We start from the raw sequence: 20,732 nt of genomic DNA on the forward strand, positions 1-20,732 counted from the left end.
CCTTGAATTATTGACGACGTAGGTTGTCGATTTTGTCTTCATCTAGTTCAATGCCGAGGCCCGGACCAGTTGGAATTTTGAGCTCAAAATTGCCATATTGAAGCGGTGTTTTTAAAATTTCTTCAGTCAGTAGCAGTGGGCCAAATAATTCAGTTCCCGCTGCGAGATTGCTAAATGTAGAGAAGGCATGTGCTGAGGCAATTGTTCCAACAGGACCTTCAAGCATAGTGCCACCATAAAGATCAATACCTGCCAGATTGGCGATTTTACCGACTTCGCATGCTTCAATCAGACCACCAGATTGCGCAACTTTTACCGCAAAAACTGAGGCTGCATTGGTTTTTGCCAAGTTATAAGCACTTTGTGGACCTGTTAACGACTCATCTGCCATGATCGCGATATCAAACTTACGGCTAAGACGTTGCATGGCATCAATATTATGTATTGCGCAAGGCTGTTCAATCAGGTCAACGCCACCATCTTGAAGCATTTGAATTCCTTTAATTGCATTCAGTTCAGACCAAGCACGGTTAACGTCTACACGAATTGAGATGTCTGCTCCCAAGGCTTTTTTGATTGCCAATACATGCTCAACATCTTGTTCAACAGGACGTGAACCGATTTTTAACTTAAAGACATTGTGACGTTTTAACGCAATCATTTTTTCTGCTTCGGCAATGTCTTTTTCGGTATTGCCCGACGCCAAAACCCAAAGCACAGGAATACTGTCACGTAAGCGACCGCCTAGAATCTCACTCAGGGGTTGACCTAAACGTTGCGCTTGAATATCTAATAATGCAGTTTGAACAGCACATTTCGCAAAACGATTACCGTTGATATTACGATGGATCACTTGCATTGTTTGGGCAATATTGGCACCAGACAGTGTTTTTAACAATGGCGAAAAATAGGTTTCAATATTGGTTTTTACACTTTCAGGGCTTTCTTCGCCATAACCTAAACCGCCAATTGTGGTCGCTTCACCCCAGCCAATTAAACCATCTTCAGTCGTGATTTTAATCAGGACCAAGGTTTGGGTTTGCATTGTCGCAACGGCCATCTTGTGAGGACGTATCGTTGGAATTTCGATTAACAGCGTTTCTATGGACTTGTACATCGTGGTTATTTCTTAAGTATCAATCTATTTATATACCCTAATTTAATGTAATATCTTTAACTAGGCCGATTTTGGTATTTTTAGATACTTAAAAGGTATATAAAAGGGATTTATAGAGATGGAATTAAGATATCTTCGTTATTTCGTTACAGTGGTCGAAGAGCAGAGTATTACCAAAGCTGCAGAAAAATTATGTATTGCTCAACCGCCATTGAGCCGTCAGATTCAAAAGTTAGAAGAAGAACTCGGTATTCTTTTATTTGAGCGTGGCACACGTCCAGTAAGAACAACTGAAGCAGGACAATTCTTTTACCAACATGCGGTACAAATTTTGACTCATACTGCGCAAGCCACCTCAATGGCGAAGCGTATTAGTTCAATGAATACAATTGTCCGTATTGGTTATGTCAGTTCATTGCTGTATGCGTTATTGCCTCAGGTAATTTATTTATTTCGTCAAAATAACCCTGATATTCAGGTTGAGCTGATTGAACACAGTACCAAGGATCAAATCGAAGCACTCAAACTTGGTAAAATAGATTTAGGCTTTGGTCGTTTAAGAATTAGTGATCCATCGATTAAGCGCATTTTATTGTACAAAGAGAAATTAAAATTAGCCGCGCATAAAAATCATCATTTAACCAGTTATATTGATAAAGGTATTTATTTATCGCAAATTATCAATGAACCTATTTTTTCTTATCCAGCCACACAGAAGCCCAATTTCTCAACCTTGATTCAATCCATTTTTACCGAATTAGGCTTGGTACCGAAAGATATGGTTGAAGTTCGAGAAATCCATATGGCTTTGGGTTTGGTGTCGTCAGGGGAAGGGATATGCATTATTCCTGAAAGCGCCAGTGAAATAGGCATGAAAAATCTGGTCTATATTCCGATTTTGGATATAGAGGCCTATAGTCCTATTTCATTAGCCGTGAGAAATATGGATCAAAGTCCTTATTTGCCTAAGATTTTAGAATGTATTCGACAAGTCTTTGAAGAAGAAGGGATTCCACTTCAACTCGATGGGGATTAATCGAGTATAGGTCTGCGCTGAGATCAAGCTAAAATCCCCTCATCCTCGCCTTCTCCCAACGGGAGAAGGGACTTTTAATACCAATCTAATTCACTCAATATGATCATTTTTTGATTTATGAATGAGATCTATTGAGTTAATGATTTGAAACCATGATTTTAAAATATTGATTTTAAAATGACATTATCAGTCTTTATCCCTTCATTCTTAATGAATTCGCAATGTATTGTAGTTCCTGTTCGTCATTGATTAAGCCTTGCTGGATGGTGGCAATTTGCTCTTGAAGATTGCTCAGCAGTTCTTGGCATTGTGAAATAACTTCATCGCTATATAGATCAAGCTTTTGCCATAAACTATGTGAGATCTCGCTATATAAACGGTCATGGCCAATGGCCAAGATCTCGGTTGCATCATCAGCATAAATCACTTCATACGCCAGATGCTCAGCAAACTGTAACGGACTGAGAGGGGCATATTGCAGTTGATAATCCGATAAAGTATTTGCAATATGTTGTGATAGAAGCTGTTGAGCCTGTTGGGTCAGTGCACTATACAATTCATCCACCGCTTGCTGCTCGGCATGTTGCTCTAATAAGCTTGGCAGGGTTGCAATCATACTGCGCCATGTTTGCGTAATGATCTGCTGTTTATGTTGCAGCAAAGCGCTCATAGCATTGCTTAGCTGCTGCTGTAATTGATGCAGTTGTGGCACAACCTCAAGTTGTAAAGGCGTTAGAATTTGTTCTTGTAAATGATGTAACAGGGCTTCCGCAGGTTTACGCTGTTTATAAGCTAGAGCAGGTTGGATCAAATGTAAAAGTGCATCAAATAAACGATTAAAACCTGCCATTTGCATGGCCTGATCATTGAAATCCGCATTTTTCAACATCTGAGAGGAGGTTGAAATTGGCGATTGCAACAGCACAGGATCAACTTGCATTGCGATCAGTTGGTCAATAGCACGGGTTTGAACATCGGTTTCTTGCAGATAACGTTGGTTAGAGGTTTTATTGCATAGAATCTGGCAAATGTCGCCATCGACTTCATCTTCTTCAAAATAATCACTTCGTGTAAGCACTGGCAATAACGGTTTATGTCGGCGTAATTCCTGTCCCAAAGCCGCTAATTCTTTGACCTGACCGGGTGAGGAGGAACTACTGAGCCAAAGGACACCATCCGCACTATCCATAAAGCGTTGGGTTAATGCTTCATTTTCTGGCGTAACAGAATGAAGTCCTGGGGTATCCAGTAAAATGAGATTGTTTGCTAAACAAACCCCTTGTAAGCGTGTGGTGGTTTCTGTGGCACCTTCTTTAAAATGCTCCTGACTATTGATAATTTGACCTGAGTCGAGATAAAAATATTCAACGCTTTGCTGGCGTCTGTGAAAACACTCTGCCAATACATTACAGAATGAACTTTTACCCGCATTGAATTTTCCGAAAATCAGCAAAATAATCTTATCGTCAAAATGATCTGCGATGGATTGTGCAGCATGTAGGGTTTCTAATTGTGTTTCCCAATGGCTGAGATAGCTTTCAAGCTGCGAATTGAGTACTGCGATGTCTTGGGCAATCTGACTATATGATGTCAGTCCAATGGGATTGATACGTTGTTTATTAAGATTGATCGCCAGTTGCTGATGCCAAGTGTGCATCTTATTTAAATGCAGGATGATATCCTGTTCCTGCTGATCAAAAGCTTTGCTACTCGCAATCAGCGTCTGAGTCGAATCATGCGAATCATGGACGGTCATTATACCTGCTCCAAAGTGGTTGATGCTTGTTGAGCTTGTATGATGAGCTGCTGTTGCTGCTGCAAATTAAGTAATTGCTGTTGCAACTGCATTCGATCAGAAGACAATTCCAAATAATGGGCAAATTCACCACGTAAACGCTGACGACCTGATTCTTCCACAAAAATAAGATTGAGATCCTTACGCAGTTTGACCGAGACACCCATCACCGCAACCATGACCGTATCTAGACTGCGGACATTACTTTTTTGCGTATCAGGTAAACCCACCACACCATAGTGCACCAGATGGCTATTGATTTCGATACAGGCACGAGAATAAGCCACTTGAATACGGTTACGATCACGTTTGCCTGCGGTTACTTTATACATATTGGCAAAAGAATCTGGTTCTAGCGAATTATCCTGCCCAGAGACCTGTAGGACCGGTTGTAAATCTTGACGCACTTTATCTAATATTTGATTGAGATCACGCTCAAAATTTTGGCGTTGCTGCTGTAAGCTTGTTGTAAGTTGCTGAATGTTGCTTTGAATGGTTTCTAGGTGCTGGGATAAGCGCGTTTTTAGATCAACAATGATCTGTTTTTTTTCAAATTGACGTATTGCGGGGACTTGCTCAAGCATCAGATGAAGTGTGTGTTGTAGTTCGGGGATACCACTGCGTTGTACCAGTACGGGTTTGGAATTTTCGATACCTTGACGGTGCCGTGTAGCTGATACAGGTCGTATCGTTGCAGTTGGTGCTTGATTTTGAATGCTCTCAATAATCTGCGCTAAAACGGCTTGATCTGGAATTTGGTCAATTTGAGTAAGCAGCAGTAAGCTTTGACGTTGGGTTTGCTTTGCATCTTGCTCGAATTGCTGGAATAAGTGTAATTCATAAGGATCAAACTCACCTTCACGTACCGAATGGACCATGAGGCGAATATCCGCTTTATTCCACATCGCATCTTGAGCAAGTTGATCATCGATTGTCGCCACATCAGCATCCAAACCCGGTGCATCTAACCAGCGGATTTGATGTTGCAGATGTTCGGAGAGGGCTACCGTTTCTCGTTTATCCGCGACTGAGAAAATATCTTGACCAATAAGCTCATTTAGCAGTCGGCTTTTACCATGATTATATTTGCCAATCACTGTAACCGTAGGAAATTTCCCTGCCTGTAGAATGGCACGCAGTCGAGCCAGAGCTTTCGCATCTTCAGGTACAACGGCTAAAATAGTATTGCTTGCTGCATCAAAAGTATGAATATCCATCTAAATATCTTTTCCATAAAATAAATCAGGCTAAACCGTTACAGCTCGCCTGATTTCAAGATTCACAAAATGACTTTTAGCTGAATTAAGCTTGTAGGCGAGGGCGGTCAACCACATGGTTATCAACACCATCTACAAGACGGCTAAGTCTGAGGTCAAATACCATTTCGGCAAATGGACCTTCAACACCGTTGGCTTGGATCGCTGCTGCATCTGTATGTTCGATTGCGTCAACAACAAGGCCTTCACGTGTTGCGTAGGCGAAGTCATCATAGGTGTACGGGTCGCCAGCAACGTTAATTTGCGTGGTGAGTTTGCGATGACCATCTGCAGATACAAAGAAATGAATATGTGCAGGACGATTACCATGACGGCCTAATTGATTTAACAATTGTTGAGTTGGGCCTTCTGGTGGACAGCCATAACCTGCGGGCAGAATCGTTTGTACACGGTATTGACCTTGAGCATCTGTCATAATAGTACGACGCATATTAAAAGGCCGTTGTTCGCCAGTTGGGTCAAAGTGTGAATAAAAACCTTTGGTATTGGCATGCCAGATTTCAACTTGTGCATTTGGCAGTGGTTGACCATCTGCAGCGTAAATTGTACCGTGCAAAATCAGGGTATGACCATTTGGATCACTGCCATCATCCATACGAGCAAAACCTTGGGCAACAGGTGCACCTGCGACATAAAGTGGGCCTTCAATGGTACGCGGGGTTGGGTTCTCAATACCCAAAGCGGCATCAATTGCATCCATACGCATATCAAGGAAGTGGTCAAAGCCTAAACCAGGAGAAAGTAAGCCTGCTTCATGACTGGTACCTAACTGGTTTAAATATGCAATTGCAGCCCAATATTCGTCAGAAGAAATCTCTAAATCTTCAATGGTCTTAAATAAGTCAGAAACCACCCGATGAATGATTTGCTTAGTACGAGGATTTCCACCGTCTTGCTCAAGTCCGCTGAGTAGGTTAATGAAATTCTGTACTTCTTCCGTCTCGAAAATTCTAATATTATTGGCTGTCATGGCTATCTCCTTAATCTTGCCATAATGCTGGCTTGCGTCATATCTTTTAAGATATGTTGTGCGTTGAGCCAGCATCATTCCTAATCTTGCTTGGTTCATAAATCCTTCTATATACCTTAATTGAATGTAATCCCCTTATCTAGACTGAATTCGGTATCTTTAAATACTTAAAAGGTATATTTAACCCGCTCAAATGATAAAACTGTGATGCTGTCATGCTATAGCTTGAAAATAACAATGTTGTTAGATCATCAAAATAATAAAAAATATTTATTTTTCAATATCTTAATGTGGGGTTTTATACAGCAAAAAATTGTTTATCTAGATTTAAAATAGCAGTGGTATGACTGAAAAGGTATAAACATATACCACATTATACATGGAAAATTACATTAATAATTCTGATAATGAATAATGCTGATGTATTTCCTTAATTATATCATTTTGAATTTATTTATATTTTAAGGAAGTGCAAAAGTTTTTGTCTGGAGGATAAGACAAAGAACACCCTAGAACTTACACAACAAGAATTTCAAAGATTCAGGAAAGGATTTCCCATGTTAAAGCTAGATCTGCTTTATAGAACTCAACGAGTTGCACTTTATACGCTGTTTGGATGTCTGAGTATAGATGCTGCTTATGCCGAGTTTTTAGAAGAGAGTAACACCAGTATTTATTTACGTAATTTCTATAATGAACGTGACTACGAAGATACCAAACATGACCTCGGCAGTTGGTCGCAGGCGGCATCTGGGCGCTTTGAATCGGGTTATAGCGACACTGCGCTACAAGTCGGTTTGGATTTTGGTTTTCAATATGCCCTACGTTTAAATGATCGTTATGATCAACGTTTAGATACCGTTTTTAAATATGACAAAAGTGAAGCCCAACAAGCACGGGATTATTTAAAATTAGGTGCCACCTTAAAACTTAAATATCAAAATACAGAGCTTAAAGTGGGGGAGCTTTTTCCAAAAACACCGGTTTTATTTATTGATGATTCTCGACAATTGGTGACAACCTATGCTGGGGTAATGTTAGAAAGCCAAGACATTCAAAATTTAAAACTGTCTGCAGGCCGTTTTACCCGTGTTAATGCCCGAGATGATGATGAATATAGAAAATTCACTTTGGGCAACTCCACAGATCCCAACAAAAGAAGTGATGGTTTAAATTTTATCGGCTTAGACTATAAGTTTACCCCAAACTTCACTGGTTCATACTGGTTTGGTCAGTTGGAAGATATTTATCAACAACACTATTTCAATGCGGTTTATACAGAAAAAGTCAATGAGACCAAGCTAAAAGTAGATGCACGTTATTTTAATTATAAAGAGGATGGTGATGCTTATTTTGGAAACATCGATGTTCAATCTCTAGGATTACAAGCGAGTGCACAACATGGCCCAAATACCTTTTTAGCGGGTGTGCAAAAACACTTCGGTGAGGACAATATTCCACTTTTAAATGGTTATGTTCCGCAAGGATATTTACAGACTTGGTCTGCAATTGCTTTTTATAAAGCGAAAGAGTTTACTTGGCATGCCTTATATAGTTATGACTTTAAAGATCATGGCGTACCGGGCTTGAAACTGACCTTGCGTTATTTAAATGGTAGTGACATTTATCGGGCTGGCTTTAAGGATAATAAAGAAACCGAGAAAAATTTGATTGTAAACTATACTGTTCCAGAAGGATGGTTAAAGGGGCTTGGAGTGGAATGGCGCTATATTGATGCCAATATTAAATATGGTGTTGGAAACATGCCAGGCAAAGATTTTGTGGAAAATCGTTTTATCACAACCTATACCTTTAAATTCTAATTTTTGCTTAATCCGATAAATCGAGTGATGCCCCTATTAAAAATAAGGGGCATCATCTTTAGTAGTCAGGACATTTAAGCGTCCAAGTATAGTTAACCTGTAAAAACTGAGACACAAGAATATAATTTCTCTTAATTAACATTTTTAATTAAATCAATTGTATGGAGAAAATAAATTGTTTGATTCTAAAAAGCTTGCAATGCCACACCTTACATTCAAAGTTTAAATATCTTTGCGTAGGCGATGCCTCCCTTTTTAGAGATAAAAAGGGACAAAAATCTTTTATTGAGCGAGGGGTACATCCTATACCCCCGCTCAACGGCGACATCCTTGTCGCCCCACGGTAGGATAAGTATCTATGCTTCAAAAGCACAAAAAGTGAATTGATAACCAGCAGTTTCTAAAAGTTTATACAAATACTTAAGCTTCATTTCTGATCAATGACTTGATGCAAATCAGTTGTATAAATAATTAGGTGGTTTGGCTATAAATAAGGATAAGCATAGTTAAATGCTTATCCTTTCTTCGCTAGTCAGATCATCAACAAGTATATGCCTAATAGGCAAAACTAAGCATCAATCTAAATAAACCCGCAATTAAAGCCAATGCTGCAAAACCGAAACACCACAACAAAATAAACCATGTTACAGGGTTGAGTTGTTTGATGTATTTGTTCATCTAAAACTCCTTGATCAATGATAGCCTTCATCACCAATACGGACTTTGTCTCGGAAAACCCAGTAAGACAAGAAGGTATAAGCGATAATAATTGGGATCAGAATTGCCGCACCGACCAAGGTAAATTTAAGACTTGATTCTGGTGCAGCGGCTTGCCAAATTGAAACTGAAGGTGGAATGATGTTTGGCCATAAACTAATTACAAATCCAGTAAATGCCAGAAAAACCAATGCCAGCGTATAAACAAAAGGTTTGATCTCATGTCGTTGCTTACAAGCATGTAAAATTAAACCAGAAAAGAGTACAACTAAAATAGGCACAGGGCTGAAATAGATAAGGTTTGGTAATGCAAACCAGCGCTGGGCAATTTCAGGATGTGTGATCGGGGTATAGATACTGACAGCAGCAAAAATAACCATTAACGTGATTAATAGCTTTGGCATCAGCGTATACATGATGTCTTGTAAACGCGCTTCCGTTTTTAAAATCAACCAGCCACAACCTAAAGTGGCGTACATGACAACAACACCTAAACCAGTGAAAAGTGAAAAAGGGGTAAACCAATCCCATACACCGCCACTATAAATACCCGCAGTGGTTTGAATACCTTGGATATATGCACCAAGGATAACCCCTTGGAAAAAGCTGGATAAGATCGATCCCCAAATAAAGGCTTGATCCCATAAGTATTTGGTTCGAGTTGCTTTAAAGCGGAACTCGAAGGCAACACCACGGAAAATCAATGCGACCACCATAAATATAATGGGAAGGTGTAAAGCAGAGAGTACCGTAGAATAGACCAGCGGAAAGGCTGCAAATAATCCCGCGCCGCCAAGCACCATCCATGTTTCGTTACCATCCCAGACAGGGGCGACCGTATTCATCATGACATCACGTTCTTGTCGGTCTGGAATAAATGGAAAGAGAATTCCAATGCCTAAATCAAAGCCATCCATCACTACATAAATCAGTACACCTAAACCGATAATGCCGACCCATATTAAAGCGAGATCAATCATGATGTTTCTCCTTATTTTGATCTAGCGGCGCTTGTTGTCCATCGATTGGATCATCCACAGCACTGAGGGGGCGTAATGGGGTTTTAAAATGTCCTAAACCGGTTATTTCAGGATCTAAATGAGTTAAAAACTCAGGTCCAGATTTCATGAGTCTGAACATATAATAAATCCCTGCACCAAATACAACGGTATACACCAGTACAAAAATGATCAGACTGAGTCCCACTTGGTCTGCTGTTACGGTATGCGATAACGCATCTTTGGTACGTAACACGCCATAAACCACCCAAGGCTGTCTTCCCACTTCTGTTGTAACCCAACCTGCGAGTAAAGTGATATAACCCGTTGGCCCCATCACAATGGCAAATTTATGAAACCATGTAGACTCATAGAGGCGATTCTTTTTGCGTAACCATAAGGCTGTTAAAGACAGCAATACCATTAACATGCCAAGACCCACCATGACACGGAAGCTCCAGAAAACGATGGCTACATTTGGACGATCTTCAGCTGCAAAGTCCTTTAATCCAGTGACTTCGCCATCTAAGGAGTGGGTTAGAATCAAACTGCCTAAATAGGGAATACCGAATTCAGTTGTATTTTTTTCTTGTTGCATGTTTGGTGTCGCAAACAGCAGAAGTGGCATCGCATGGTCACGGTTGGTCTCCCAGTGTCCTTCAATTGCTGCCAATTTCGCTGGTTGATGTTTTAAGGTGTTTAAACCATGGTTGTCACCAATAACCACTTGTAAACAAGAGGTTGCCAGCACCATCCATAAACCCATAGAGAATGATTTTTTAATTAATTCATCACGACGACCTTTAAGCAGATGCCAGCCAGCTGTGCCCACAACCAATAATGAAGACACTAAAAATGCAGCTGTTGCCATATGTGCAAAGCGATAGGGGAACGATGGGTTAAATACAATTGCCCACCAGTCTGTCGGGACAATGATGCCATTTTCTATTGCAAAACCTTGTGGTGTTTGCATCCAACTGTTAGAGGACAAAATCCAGAACATGGAAATACAGGTTCCGATGGCGACCATAAGTGTGGCAAAAAAATGTGCTTTTGCGGTGACTCGGCCCCAACCAAAAAGCATGATTCCTAAGAAGCCTGCTTCTAAGAAAAATGCGCTTAAAACCTCATAGGTGAGTAATGGTCCCGTCACACTGCCTGAGATACGCGAAAACTCACTCCAGTTGGTACCAAACTGGTAGGCCATGACAATGCCTGAAACAACACCCATAGCAAATGCAACAGCAAAAATCTTAATCCAGTATTTGAAAAGGTCTTTGTAAACTGGGTTTTGTGTACGCAACCATTTCCATTCCAGCAGTGCAAGGAAACAGGCTAAACCAATGGAGGTTGCAGGGAAAATAATGTGAAAAGACACAGTGAAAGCAAACTGAATTCTTGCCAGTTCTAGTGCAGTTAATCCGAGACTCATTGCATGCCCCATCGTTGCTTGAGGCATTGGACCGCTATAGACCCATGACCGTCATGATTAAGTTTGGAAAAAACCATAGATCGTTCCATAAAAACTACCTACTTAGAAATAATGTTTAGGGTCTGTTGATATTTCATAAATGGCTTGCGTTGTAGGCAAAAATTGAGCAGGCAAGGCATGAAATGAAGAGAATAGCGAGACTATTTTCGAGTTTCATAACGTAGGCTGAGATAATTTTAGCCACAACCCTTCGGGACTAGAGTGTTTTTTGCTGCTACATCGTTACGAACTACTGATTTAGAATGACTAAATTACGTATTTCGTGTCTCGTATCACCTAAAAAACACTCGTTGTCGCAAACATAGACGAATTGTCAACAGACCCTGAGATCTTGCACCATTATTTAGTTGGGATGTAGGTACAGAAAATGAGGAGAAAAAATATAACAGATTTTTAAAAAATGGCTAAACTGTTATATTTTTATCGGCTGCTTTTGTAGCTATATTTTTTCTTTAATGCACTGCAAACTGCGGATATATCACTCAATTTTAAGTTGAAAAAAGGTATGTACCGTTAAATTTAGCTTGAGTTATGATGAATATATGGATGTAAATGACAGTGTTTTATACAATATCTGAGTTAACCACCATTAAGCGCGCGAGCTACCAAATCAGCTTGATTATAGCGATTTGGGGTTTTGCATATATGTTGCAAAAACTGTTCAATTTACCCATTGCATCAGGTGTTTTCGGTTTTTTTATATTGCTGATTTTATTGCAAATGCAATGGCTCAACTTGGAAAAGGTGAGTCTAGGTGCAGATATGCTGTTGGGTGAGCTGTTACTGTTTTTTATTCCGCCAGTGGTCGGTGTGATTCAGTATCAGCAATTACTTTTGATCAGTGGTTGGAAAATATTTCTAGTGATTTTACTCAGTACCGCTTTGGTGATGGCAAGCTCTGTGTTGATGGTGAAACTATTCTTGCAACAGGATGATGTGGAATGACGGAGTTGTGGGGCGTTTTTTACTTGCTGTGGACGGTACTGTGTTATTTCGTGGCAAAGCGCGTATTTGTTTTTACCCAGAAAATATATTTTTCTCCGATTATTGTAGTGCCGAGTCTCAGTATTATTTTGATCTTTATATTTCAGCATCGCTTTCAAGACTATTACCTATACACCCAATATTTGGTTGCCATGTTAGGACCAATTACAGTGGCATTTGCGATTCCTGTATTTCGTTATAGAGCGATCGTCAAACAGTATTTTTTCGTTTTAATCGTCAGTTCTAGTATGTCTATGCTGGTGGGAATCTTAAGTAGCTGGCTATTGGCAAGTATGTTCAATTTCGACGAAATTTTGAAAAATAGTCTTTTGGCGCGTTCGATTTCTATTCCATTTGCCTTGGAATTGACTGAAAAAATTGGCGGCTCAATCAGTTTAATTCCTTTGTTTACGGTCATAACCGGCTTAGTGGGGATGTTATTTGGTGATTTTTTACTGTTATGGATGCGCTATAAAAACCGTATTGCACAAGGCGCTGCTCTAGGAAATGCCGCTCATGCGATGGGGATTGCGCGAGCAAGACAACGTCATGAGTTAGAAGGGGTGATTGCCAGTCTATCCATGATTATTTCAGGGATCATCATGGTGTTATTTGCGCCATTTATAATTTCATTGATGAGGGGCTGTTGATATTTCATAAATGGCTTGCGTTGTAGGTTAAAATTGAGCAGGCAAGGCATGAAACGAAGAGAATAGCGAGACTATTTTCAAGTTTCATAACGAAGGCTGAGATAATTTTAGCCACAACCCTGAGCAAGAACAAAGCACTGCTTTGTTTGCAGCGCAAGGCGCAGCGGGGGACTAGCGTGTTTTTTGCCGCTTCGTGTTACCTTGCGAAACGATGTTTCTCATCATTTAGAATGACTAAATTTCGTATTTCGCGCCTAGTATCGCCTAAAAAACACACATAGTCGCAAACATAGACGAATTTTCAACAGACCCCAAACATATTGTTTGATTTCATTTTATTTAGATTGAAAAATAATCTTTAAAAATGAAGTCTAAGCGGCATTTAAAGACAGTATGCAATGTTAAAGGTAATTGATTTACATGAATATTTATTTTAAATCTCCGTATGGGATTTTGTGACGGTGCAGATTTTGCGCTACATATTTAATTGTATTTAGCCCTTGTCATATTCTAGAGAGGGTGATTTTATATTAGGATCATCAACGGGATGATCGAAAGCAACTGCTGGATTTGGAATAGGCTTATGGATGGGTTATCTGAATTTTCTTGGCAAAATATTAAATATAACTTTTACAATACTGGAGAACTGCCAGAGCTTCTGCAACGAGATTCACCCATCTTACAGCTTTGGGAAAGTGCAAAAAAATCGGGCTTAAGTCCTTTCTCCAAAATCACTGACTTAGACGAGTTTCCTGTCGCTGACCTTTCACAGGGTGATATAAAATTAGCTGCATTGGCTGAAGGTGTATTAAATGATGTCTGGCGCTTATTTGGGCAACAGGATGTTATCGTTTTCTTAATTAATCATCAGCTTAAAATTATTGCTGAACGTCACAATCCTGATTTAGATGACCAATATCATTATTTATGCACGGGTCGTATTATTGAGCCCTCTGTGTTTGGTGCGATTGCACCGACATGTAGTGTGATGTCTAAACAGCCTATGATCATGACAGGGCATCAACATTATCTGGATGAATTTTCGAATTATTCTTGTGCATCGGTTCCGATATTCAATGGCTGTGGTGATGTACTCGGCGCTTTAGATATCACTTCACCACAAGGGCTTTTGGCGAGCAATTGGTTGCGTCACTTACTTTACCAAAGTTATATTTTGGAAAATAAGATTATTCAGGTAGCACTACAACCTGAACAACGGGTCCTTTATTTTCAACATTCCAAAGATTTGCTGGACAATGCCTATACGGGCATGATCGTACTGGATCAATCAGGAAAAATCCTCAAAGCCAACCAAATGGCGTTGAAATTGCTGAATTGTTCTATTGAGCAATTGTTGCAGCAACCAATGGATCATTTTTTGCTAACCGAGCATTTGAATCCATTAAATTCGAGTGATTGTTTTTTAATTCAAAGTTTTGACCATGCATTTTTTTATGCCCAGCTACGTAGTGTGAATGGGCCGTTGCAGAATAAAACAAGCAAATTCACGACACAGCATTTGCTTGATCAAGCGCTAAAAGCATTAAAAGCCGATATTCCTGTATTGATTACCGGAGAAACAGGTACAGGTAAGGATCATTTTGCTCAGCAGTTACATCAGAAGCTCGATGTAGATTTGCCTTTTATTTCAATTAATTGCGGTGCAATACCAGATCATTTGCTTGAAGCAGAATTATTTGGTTATGAAGGCGGCGCTTTTACAGGTGCTAAACGGCAAGGCGAAAAAGGCTTAATTGAACTGGCAGATCAGGGCATACTCTTTCTCGACGAGATTGGTGATTTACCTTTACATTTACAAGTGAAAATTTTAAGAGTGTTACAAGATCAGCAGTTCTATCGGGTTGGAGGACGTAAACCGATCAAGTCAGCATTTAAACTGTTATGTGCAACACATCAGGATTTAAAAAGTAAAATACAACAGCAGTCATTCCGCCGTGATTTATATTATCGTATTTGCGGTTTTCAGGTACATTTACAACCCTTACGCTTACGTCAAGATAAACAGATCATTTTACACCACGTTCTGGATCAATTTGGTATAGCACAATGGTCGAGCCATGTAGAGCAACAATTTGATAGGCACACATGGGAAGGAAATATTCGTGAATTAATTCATGTGGTGAAGCTATCTGCAGCGTTTAAAGACAGTGAAATTTTAAATCATTTATATTTACCTGAAGCTGATTTAGCGATTCAGCAGCAAAGTAAGCAATTGATATTAGATGAAAATAAAAACTTAAATAGCTTGACCAAGCAAATGATTGTGCAGGTATTACAAGAAGAAAATGGCAATATCGCAAGGACAGCGAAACGCTTAAACATTTCAAGAACAACGATATATAAATATATTGGCAATTAATACTGATTTTATTGCAACGTTTACTCCATCCAAAGCTTGATCTTGGGACTGTATATTAGGTCTTGTCGGAACAGCTTGGGCTTTTTTTCTGATTGTTCATCATGCTAGGGCAACTCAACGTTGCCTAAATATCAACTTATTATGTACGCATTATTTTTAAACTTAACTAGCCCTTATTCTTGTTTTTAATCCTTATTCATATTTAACCCCCATCCTTGTTTTATGCCCCCAGTGATTGTCCATTGATTGGACAGTGCATTCTCAATGCTGTCCATTTATTGGACATTGGAAATGTAACCTTGTTTTAAGTCTATGATTATGAATTATAAAAATATTGGCACGCTAACTGCAAATATTCTATGGCTCATATTTGATTAAAACAAATCTATCAAACGATTTATCAAGTGTAGATGGTCAATTCGTCATGGATAAATCGATTGATTTTTGATTCAAAATTTAAACAAGTGCAATGAGTAGTGAAAAGGATGCTTGAAACTAAAGGGAATAAATGATGCGTTTTAGCAATAAAAATAGCCTGCTTCTTATGTTGAGTGGCATGTTTGTACAGTATAGCCATGCGATTGACGTAAACGTGGGGGATTATACAGCATTGCCAAAAGGGACCAATGCAGGTGTGTTCTATTATCAACATAGTCAAATGGAGGGTTATTACCAAAATGGCGATAAAACCAGAGCTGAATCTAAATCGGATATCGGTATTGCGCGCTTAATTCATTACACCGACATCGCTGGTTTACGTGCAACACCTCAAATAATTTTACCATTTGGAACAATACGGCATACGCAAATTGGCGATACTGATTTAAACAATGCCTCAGGTTTTGCAGATCCAGTGATTGCTTCTGCTTTTTGGTTGATTAATCAACCTGAACAAGGTTCATCGGGTCGTTATCTGGCATTTACCCCATTTATTTATCTGCCATTTGGGCAATATGATCGAAATGACGCGGTGAATTTAGGCGAAAACCGATTTAAGTATGATCTTCAACTGGCATGGGTACAGCCGCTATATGGCAAGCTTGCTTTTGAACTTTATCAAGATGTGATTTTGTATGGAGACAACGATGAAGCGGGAAAGGGCGATCAAACACTTTCACAAGCGACCAGCTATCAAACTCAATTTAACTTACGTTACGACTTGAATTCTAAACAGAGAATAGCCCTCGGTTATGCCGCAAATTATGGGGGTGAGCAACAATTGGATGGAATCAAACTGGATCAGAACATGGAAAAACAACAAGCGCGATTGGAGTTTCAGCAAATGCTGAATGCAAAAACTCAATTAAGTGCGCAGTTGCTTTCAGACACACGAACAGAAAGCGGATTTAAGAAGGATTACGGTTTGAATTTTCGTGTTTTTTACATTTTTTAATTTAAAGCAGGTGTAACACATTGATTGCGTCATTTTTTACAAGGATGCAGTTGGAACAGTAAAGCAATTGTTTAAATAAATTTTGAAGAGGTCATCATGTCTATATTCACAAAAGAAGTTTGGGATAAAAAATTATTTAACGGTTCATGGCAGTCAGCCCAAGACACCTACAGTGTGATTGAGGTTGCAACAGGTCAAGTGCTTGGTGAAATCGGTTATGCCTCTGCCGCTGATGTGGTGAGTGCTGCACAACAAGCCAAAGCCGCTCAACAACAGTGGTGGGCTTTAAATTATCAAGAGCGTCAGGCAGTGTTTGAGCGAGCTGCTGCTTTACTGACAGAAAATCAAGCGGAAGTGATTGAGTGGCTGGTTAAGGAAAGTGGCTCATTACAACTGAAAGCAGGCTTTGAAGTGAGTATTGCGATTCAAGTGCTTAAACATTGTATTGCTTCACCTGCAACTGAACAGGGCACATTATTACCTACGCAAAATGGCAAATTAAGTATAGCGAAACGCTTGCCCTTAGGTGTTGTTGGGGTCATTTCTCCATTTAACTTTCCACTGTACTTAGCTTTACGTGCTGTGGCACCGGCTTTGGCCTTTGGTAATGCGGTGGTGTTAAAACCTGATGAGCGTACAGCAGTGTGCAGTGGCTATGTGATTGCACGGATTTTTGAACTTGCAGGATTGCCAAAGGGGCTGCTGCATGTATTGCCAGGTGGGGCAGAAGTTGGTGAAGCACTGACTTTGGATAAAAATATTGCCAGTATCCAATTTACGGGATCAACCCAAGTTGGACGGATTGTGGGGGCGAATGCGGCAAAGACCTTAAAGAAAGTCTCTCTAGAATTGGGTGGGAAAAACTCACTGATTATTTTGGATGATGCGGATATTGAGTTGGCAGCAGAAAATATTGCATGGGGTGCATTTTTACATTCTGGGCAGATTTGTATGACCTCTGGCAAGATTTTGATTCACCAAAAAATTTATCAACAGGTCAAACAGCGTGTCATTGAAAAAGTGCAGAATTTTGTGGTAGGGAATCCTTGTGACAAGAATGTCACCATTGGGCCATTGATCAATGCCAAACAAGCGCAACGTGTAGAACAATTGGTCAGCGCTGCGGTTAATGAAGGCGCAACATTGGAAATCGGTGGACATGCCGATGGGGTGTTTTTTCAACCGACTGTACTGACCGATGTGACTGCAAACAATTCGATTTTTAGTGAAGAGATTTTTGGTCCTGTTGCCGTGTTGATCCCGTTTAGCTCAGATGAACAGGCCATTGAATTAGCCAATGACGGCGATTATGGGCTTTCAGCAGGCATTATTACCTCCAATGTGGGACGAGGTATGCAACTCGGAGCGCAGCTTAAAGTGGGCTTGCTACATATCAACGATCAGACCGTAAATGATGAAACGGTCAATCCATTTGGTGGTTTTGGTTCATCAGGTAATGGTACGCGTATTGGCGGCCCTGCCAATGCCGATGAATTTACCCAATGGCAATGGATTACAGTACAGGCTCAAGCGCCACATTATCCTTTTTAAACAATTAAATAAATCATTACAGGACGTTATACGATGAGTGAATTAAAAGATATTATTGCCGCAGTGACCCCATGTAAAGGTGCTGACTTTGAGCTGCAAGCTTTAAAAATACGTCAGCCGCAAGGTGATGAAGTATTGGTAAAAGTGGTTGCTACAGGAATGTGCCATACCGATCTGATTGTACGTGATCAATATTATCCGGTTCCGCTGCCTGCTGTCCTTGGACATGAAGGGTCAGGAATTATCGAGGCGATTGGCCCTAATGTAACCGAGCTTCAAGTGGGCGATCATGTGGTCTTAAGTTACGGGTATTGTGGAAAATGTACCCAATGTAATACTGGAAATCCTGCCTATTGTTCAGAGTTTTTTGGACGAAATTTTAGTGGGGCGGATTCAGAAGGGAATCATGCACTTTGTACCCATGATCATGGCGTGGTAAATGATCATTTTTTTGCCCAATCCTCCTTTGCAACCTATGCTTTAAGTCGTGAAAATAACACGGTTAAAGTGACCAAAGACGTACCAATTGAACTATTAGGACCATTAGGTTGTGGTATTCAAACAGGTGCTGGTGCATGTATAAATGCTTTAAAAGTGACACCTTCCAGTAGTTTTGTGACTTGGGGTGCTGGTGCTGTTGGTCTGAGTGCTTTGCTTGCGGCAAAAGTGTGTGGTGCTTCGATCATTATTGCTGTTGATATTGTTGAATCTCGTTTGGAGCTGGCAAAACAATTGGGTGCAACCCATGTGATCAATAGTAAAACTCAAGATCCTGTGGCTGCGATTAAAGAGATTACCGATGGTGGAGCCAACTTTGCATTGGAATCTACTGGGCGACCTGAGATATTAAAACAAGGTGTTGATGCGCTGGGTATTTTAGGCAAAATCGCCGTGGTAGGTGCACCTCAATTAGGCACAACTGCACAATTTGATGTAAACGATCTGTTATTGGGTGGGAAAACTATTTTAGGTGTCGTTGAGGGGAGTGGTTCGCCCAAGAAATTTATCCCTGAGTTAGTCCGCTTATATCAACAAGGGAAATTTCCATTTGACCAACTTGTAAAATTCTATGCATTTGATGAAATCAATCAAGCTGCGATAGATAGTCACAAGGGTATTACACTCAAACCGATTATTAAAATTGCATAATCTTGCATGGCATGCTCATTGATGAGCATGCCATTTCTTTGATTTTAAGCGTTTTGAGGTTTAAATTTTGGGTTTAGTTTCAGATTTTAGGTTAAGTGTTTTAAGCTAGTTGGATGAGTTTAGCGCTTTCTTCGCTTTTCCAGTAATTTTCCAAATAATAAACCTAGTTCAAACAATAACCACATTGGGATCGCAAGCATAATCATGGAAATTGCATCAGGTGGTGTTACAAACATAGCGATAAAAAAACAGCCCACTATAATAAAGCGGCGTTTTGCAATTAAACTCTGAGTGCTAACCACACCAATTAAAATCAATAAAAGTGTGATCATTGGAATTTCAAAAGTTACCCCAAACACCAAAAATAACTTTAAACAAAAGCTGAGATAACTATTGATATCGGTCATGGGTGCGACGGTTTCGGGGGAGACACTGATGAAAAAATGCAGAATAGAAGGCAGTACAATAAAGTAAGCGAAGGCAATCCCTGCGTAAAATAATAGGATGCTACCTAACAACAAGGGAAGTGCCAGTGATCTTTCTTTTTCATAAAGTGCGGGTTTAATAAAACTCCAGAGCTGATAAATAATAAAAGGCATTGCCAGCAGAATCGCCACAAAAAAGTTAAGCTTAAATGGTGCCATAAATGTTGCAGTAACATCTGTTGCGATCATGGATGAATTGGCAGGAAGCTGAGCTCTTAACGGTTCTGAGAGTAGTTGATACGTTCGATTGGCAAAAGGCAATAAACAAAAAAATAGTGCGAATAGAACCCCTACCGTTTTAAACAAATGTTGACGAAGCGCCACTAAATGTTCAATCAGTGGCATTTGCTGTAGTTCTTCAGACGGTAGGTCTTTTGCAATCACAGCGGGTGATGAAGATTGAGGGAGCTGTGTATTCATGCGATCACCTTTAATTTTACCAGAGATGAGGCTTTAGGCTCTGTCTGATGATCATCAGATGCGTGTTGATGCTGTAAATAGTTCTGCAAATAATGGGGTGTAAATACTGAGTAATAGGCTTGATTATTCAATAAGTCACGATAAATCAAACTGTTAAACTTTACTGTTTTTTCAGTAGCGCTGCTTTGTAGCTGTTGTTTAGCGTCGCTTGCCTCTGTTTGCTGCCGAAGTTCAGCAAGTTGGGATTGCATTTTTTGTTCAAGCTCGGCCATACGCTGCATTTCTTGTTGGACTTGCTCACGTAGTTCGGATAACCCGAGTTCACGGTCAATATCTTGTTTGGCATTGTTCACAAAATGCATGAGTTTGGCATACCATTTCCCCGCGAAACGAGCGGCTTCTGGCAGTTTTTCTGGCCCAAGTACCAGAAGAGCGATAATGCCAAACACAAAAAGTTCAGACATTCCAACATTAAACATCTATATCATCCCTAAA

17 protein-coding genes are annotated in these 20,732 nt (G+C 40.0%); 8 read left to right on the top strand and 9 right to left on the bottom strand.

Annotation, left to right across the window (positions count from 1 at the left end; genetic code table 11):
• Positions 1 to 7 precede the first annotated feature (7 nt).
• Positions 8 to 1,117, bottom strand: coding sequence for a muconate/chloromuconate family cycloisomerase (locus tag MTO68_RS08510; protein WP_244015618.1), 1,110 nt, complete (start codon positions 1,115 to 1,117; stop codon positions 8 to 10).
• A 118-nt stretch (positions 1,118 to 1,235) separates the two neighbouring features.
• Here MTO68_RS08510 and catM point away from each other — a divergent pair, with 118 nt between their 5' ends.
• Complete coding sequence (gene catM, locus MTO68_RS08515) at positions 1,236 to 2,153, top strand: cis,cis-muconate-binding transcription regulator CatM (RefSeq protein WP_004721564.1); 918 nt, start codon at positions 1,236 to 1,238, stop codon at positions 2,151 to 2,153.
• A 193-nt stretch (positions 2,154 to 2,346) separates the two neighbouring features.
• On the opposite strand, the gene MTO68_RS08520 is transcribed toward catM, so the two are convergent.
• From MTO68_RS08520 to catA, 3 genes are all read right to left on the bottom strand, one after another.
• Positions 2,347 to 3,909 (bottom strand): dynamin family protein, encoded by a 1,563-nt coding sequence (locus MTO68_RS08520; RefSeq protein ID WP_244015619.1) that lies wholly within the window; start codon positions 3,907 to 3,909, stop codon positions 2,347 to 2,349.
• Positions 3,909 to 5,165 carry a GTPase gene (locus MTO68_RS08525; protein ID WP_244015620.1) on the bottom strand — a complete coding sequence of 419 codons (1,257 nt, stop codon included), beginning with the start codon at positions 5,163 to 5,165 and terminating at the stop codon, positions 3,909 to 3,911. The genes MTO68_RS08520 and MTO68_RS08525 overlap by 1 nt, the downstream gene beginning before the upstream one ends.
• Before the next feature lie 85 nt (positions 5,166 to 5,250).
• Positions 5,251 to 6,195 carry a catechol 1,2-dioxygenase gene (gene catA / locus MTO68_RS08530; RefSeq protein ID WP_244015965.1) on the bottom strand — a complete coding sequence of 315 codons (945 nt, stop codon included), beginning with the start codon at positions 6,193 to 6,195 and terminating at the stop codon, positions 5,251 to 5,253.
• Between the two features lie 557 nt (positions 6,196 to 6,752).
• Between catA and MTO68_RS08535 the strand changes: the two genes are divergently transcribed.
• Positions 6,753 to 8,018 carry an OprD family outer membrane porin gene (locus MTO68_RS08535; protein WP_244015621.1) on the top strand — a complete coding sequence of 422 codons (1,266 nt, stop codon included), beginning with the start codon at positions 6,753 to 6,755 and terminating at the stop codon, positions 8,016 to 8,018.
• Positions 8,019 to 8,573: 555 nt separating this feature from the next.
• Here MTO68_RS08535 and MTO68_RS08540 read toward each other — a convergent pair.
• The 3 genes from MTO68_RS08540 to MTO68_RS08550 are packed head-to-tail and all read right to left on the bottom strand — an operon-like array spanning position 8,574 to position 11,165.
• On the bottom strand, positions 8,574 to 8,696 hold the full coding sequence (locus MTO68_RS08540) for a DUF2474 family protein (RefSeq protein ID WP_004820453.1): 123 nt from the start codon (positions 8,694 to 8,696) through the stop codon (positions 8,574 to 8,576).
• A 14-nt stretch (positions 8,697 to 8,710) separates the two neighbouring features.
• The gene (gene cydB, locus MTO68_RS08545; RefSeq protein WP_244015622.1) at positions 8,711 to 9,715 is read right to left on the bottom strand and encodes a cytochrome d ubiquinol oxidase subunit II; all 1,005 of its coding nucleotides are present in this window, start codon (positions 9,713 to 9,715) and stop codon (positions 8,711 to 8,713) included.
• Positions 9,708 to 11,165, bottom strand: a complete 1,458-nt coding sequence (locus tag MTO68_RS08550) for a cytochrome ubiquinol oxidase subunit I (protein ID WP_244015623.1) — start codon at positions 11,163 to 11,165, stop codon at positions 9,708 to 9,710. The genes cydB and MTO68_RS08550 overlap by 8 nt, the downstream gene beginning before the upstream one ends.
• Before the next feature lie 612 nt (positions 11,166 to 11,777).
• Here MTO68_RS08550 and MTO68_RS08555 point away from each other — a divergent pair.
• The 6 genes from MTO68_RS08555 (at position 11,778) to MTO68_RS08580 (ending at position 19,332) form a co-directional block, all read left to right on the top strand.
• Positions 11,778 to 12,170: a CidA/LrgA family protein gene (locus MTO68_RS08555; RefSeq protein ID WP_244015624.1), complete on the top strand. Its 393-nt coding sequence runs from the start codon at positions 11,778 to 11,780 to the stop codon at positions 12,168 to 12,170.
• Entirely contained in the window at positions 12,167 to 12,859 is a 693-nt protein-coding gene (locus tag MTO68_RS08560; protein ID WP_244015625.1) for an LrgB family protein, read from the top strand. The genes MTO68_RS08555 and MTO68_RS08560 overlap by 4 nt, the downstream gene beginning before the upstream one ends.
• A gap of 583 nt (positions 12,860 to 13,442) precedes the next feature.
• Positions 13,443 to 15,239, top strand: coding sequence for a sigma 54-interacting transcriptional regulator (locus MTO68_RS08565; RefSeq protein WP_244015626.1), 1,797 nt, complete (start codon positions 13,443 to 13,445; stop codon positions 15,237 to 15,239).
• A 511-nt stretch (positions 15,240 to 15,750) separates the two neighbouring features.
• Positions 15,751 to 16,632: a transporter gene (locus tag MTO68_RS08570; RefSeq protein WP_034616032.1), complete on the top strand. Its 882-nt coding sequence runs from the start codon at positions 15,751 to 15,753 to the stop codon at positions 16,630 to 16,632.
• A 96-nt stretch (positions 16,633 to 16,728) separates the two neighbouring features.
• Positions 16,729 to 18,183: a benzaldehyde dehydrogenase gene (locus MTO68_RS08575; RefSeq protein ID WP_034616035.1), complete on the top strand. Its 1,455-nt coding sequence runs from the start codon at positions 16,729 to 16,731 to the stop codon at positions 18,181 to 18,183.
• 33 nt (positions 18,184 to 18,216) lie between these two features.
• Entirely contained in the window at positions 18,217 to 19,332 is a 1,116-nt protein-coding gene (locus MTO68_RS08580; RefSeq protein WP_034616037.1) for an NAD(P)-dependent alcohol dehydrogenase, read from the top strand.
• 119 nt (positions 19,333 to 19,451) lie between these two features.
• Here the strand turns inward: MTO68_RS08580 and tatC are convergent, their stop codons facing one another.
• Entirely contained in the window at positions 19,452 to 20,237 is a 786-nt protein-coding gene (tatC, locus tag MTO68_RS08585) for a twin-arginine translocase subunit TatC (RefSeq protein ID WP_034616039.1), read from the bottom strand.
• Positions 20,234 to 20,716: a Sec-independent protein translocase protein TatB gene (gene tatB / locus MTO68_RS08590; RefSeq protein WP_244015627.1), complete on the bottom strand. Its 483-nt coding sequence runs from the start codon at positions 20,714 to 20,716 to the stop codon at positions 20,234 to 20,236. The genes tatC and tatB overlap by 4 nt, the downstream gene beginning before the upstream one ends.
• Between the last annotated feature and the right edge of the window lie 16 nt (positions 20,717 to 20,732).

The organism is Acinetobacter sp. NyZ410 (assembly GCF_022828975.1).
Lineage (GTDB): Bacteria > Pseudomonadota > Gammaproteobacteria > Pseudomonadales > Moraxellaceae > Acinetobacter > Acinetobacter guillouiae.

Excerpts from the sequence above, each read along its gene's own strand:
- MTO68_RS08540 (WP_004820453.1), bottom strand. The coding sequence starts at position 8,696 with ATGAACAAATACATCAAACAACTCAACCCTGTAACATGGTTTATTTTG.
- MTO68_RS08535 (WP_244015621.1), top strand. The coding sequence starts at position 6,753 with ATGTTAAAGCTAGATCTGCTTTATAGAACTCAACGAGTTGCACTTTAT.
- tatB (WP_244015627.1), bottom strand. The coding sequence starts at position 20,716 with ATGTTTAATGTTGGAATGTCTGAACTTTTTGTGTTTGGCATTATCGCT.
- MTO68_RS08510 (WP_244015618.1), bottom strand. The coding sequence starts at position 1,117 with ATGTACAAGTCCATAGAAACGCTGTTAATCGAAATTCCAACGATACGT.
- MTO68_RS08580 (WP_034616037.1), top strand. The coding sequence starts at position 18,217 with ATGAGTGAATTAAAAGATATTATTGCCGCAGTGACCCCATGTAAAGGT.
- MTO68_RS08520 (WP_244015619.1), bottom strand. The coding sequence starts at position 3,909 with ATGACCGTCCATGATTCGCATGATTCGACTCAGACGCTGATTGCGAGT.
- cydB (WP_244015622.1), bottom strand. The coding sequence starts at position 9,715 with ATGATTGATCTCGCTTTAATATGGGTCGGCATTATCGGTTTAGGTGTA.
- catM (WP_004721564.1), top strand. The coding sequence starts at position 1,236 with ATGGAATTAAGATATCTTCGTTATTTCGTTACAGTGGTCGAAGAGCAG.
- MTO68_RS08525 (WP_244015620.1), bottom strand. The coding sequence starts at position 5,165 with ATGGATATTCATACTTTTGATGCAGCAAGCAATACTATTTTAGCCGTT.
- MTO68_RS08565 (WP_244015626.1), top strand. The coding sequence starts at position 13,443 with ATGGATGGGTTATCTGAATTTTCTTGGCAAAATATTAAATATAACTTT.
- MTO68_RS08560 (WP_244015625.1), top strand. The coding sequence starts at position 12,167 with ATGACGGAGTTGTGGGGCGTTTTTTACTTGCTGTGGACGGTACTGTGT.
- MTO68_RS08555 (WP_244015624.1), top strand. The coding sequence starts at position 11,778 with ATGACAGTGTTTTATACAATATCTGAGTTAACCACCATTAAGCGCGCG.
- MTO68_RS08575 (WP_034616035.1), top strand. The coding sequence starts at position 16,729 with ATGTCTATATTCACAAAAGAAGTTTGGGATAAAAAATTATTTAACGGT.
- MTO68_RS08570 (WP_034616032.1), top strand. The coding sequence starts at position 15,751 with ATGCGTTTTAGCAATAAAAATAGCCTGCTTCTTATGTTGAGTGGCATG.
- MTO68_RS08550 (WP_244015623.1), bottom strand. The coding sequence starts at position 11,165 with ATGAGTCTCGGATTAACTGCACTAGAACTGGCAAGAATTCAGTTTGCT.
- catA (WP_244015965.1), bottom strand. The coding sequence starts at position 6,195 with ATGACAGCCAATAATATTAGAATTTTCGAGACGGAAGAAGTACAGAAT.
- tatC (WP_034616039.1), bottom strand. The coding sequence starts at position 20,237 with ATGAATACACAGCTCCCTCAATCTTCATCACCCGCTGTGATTGCAAAA.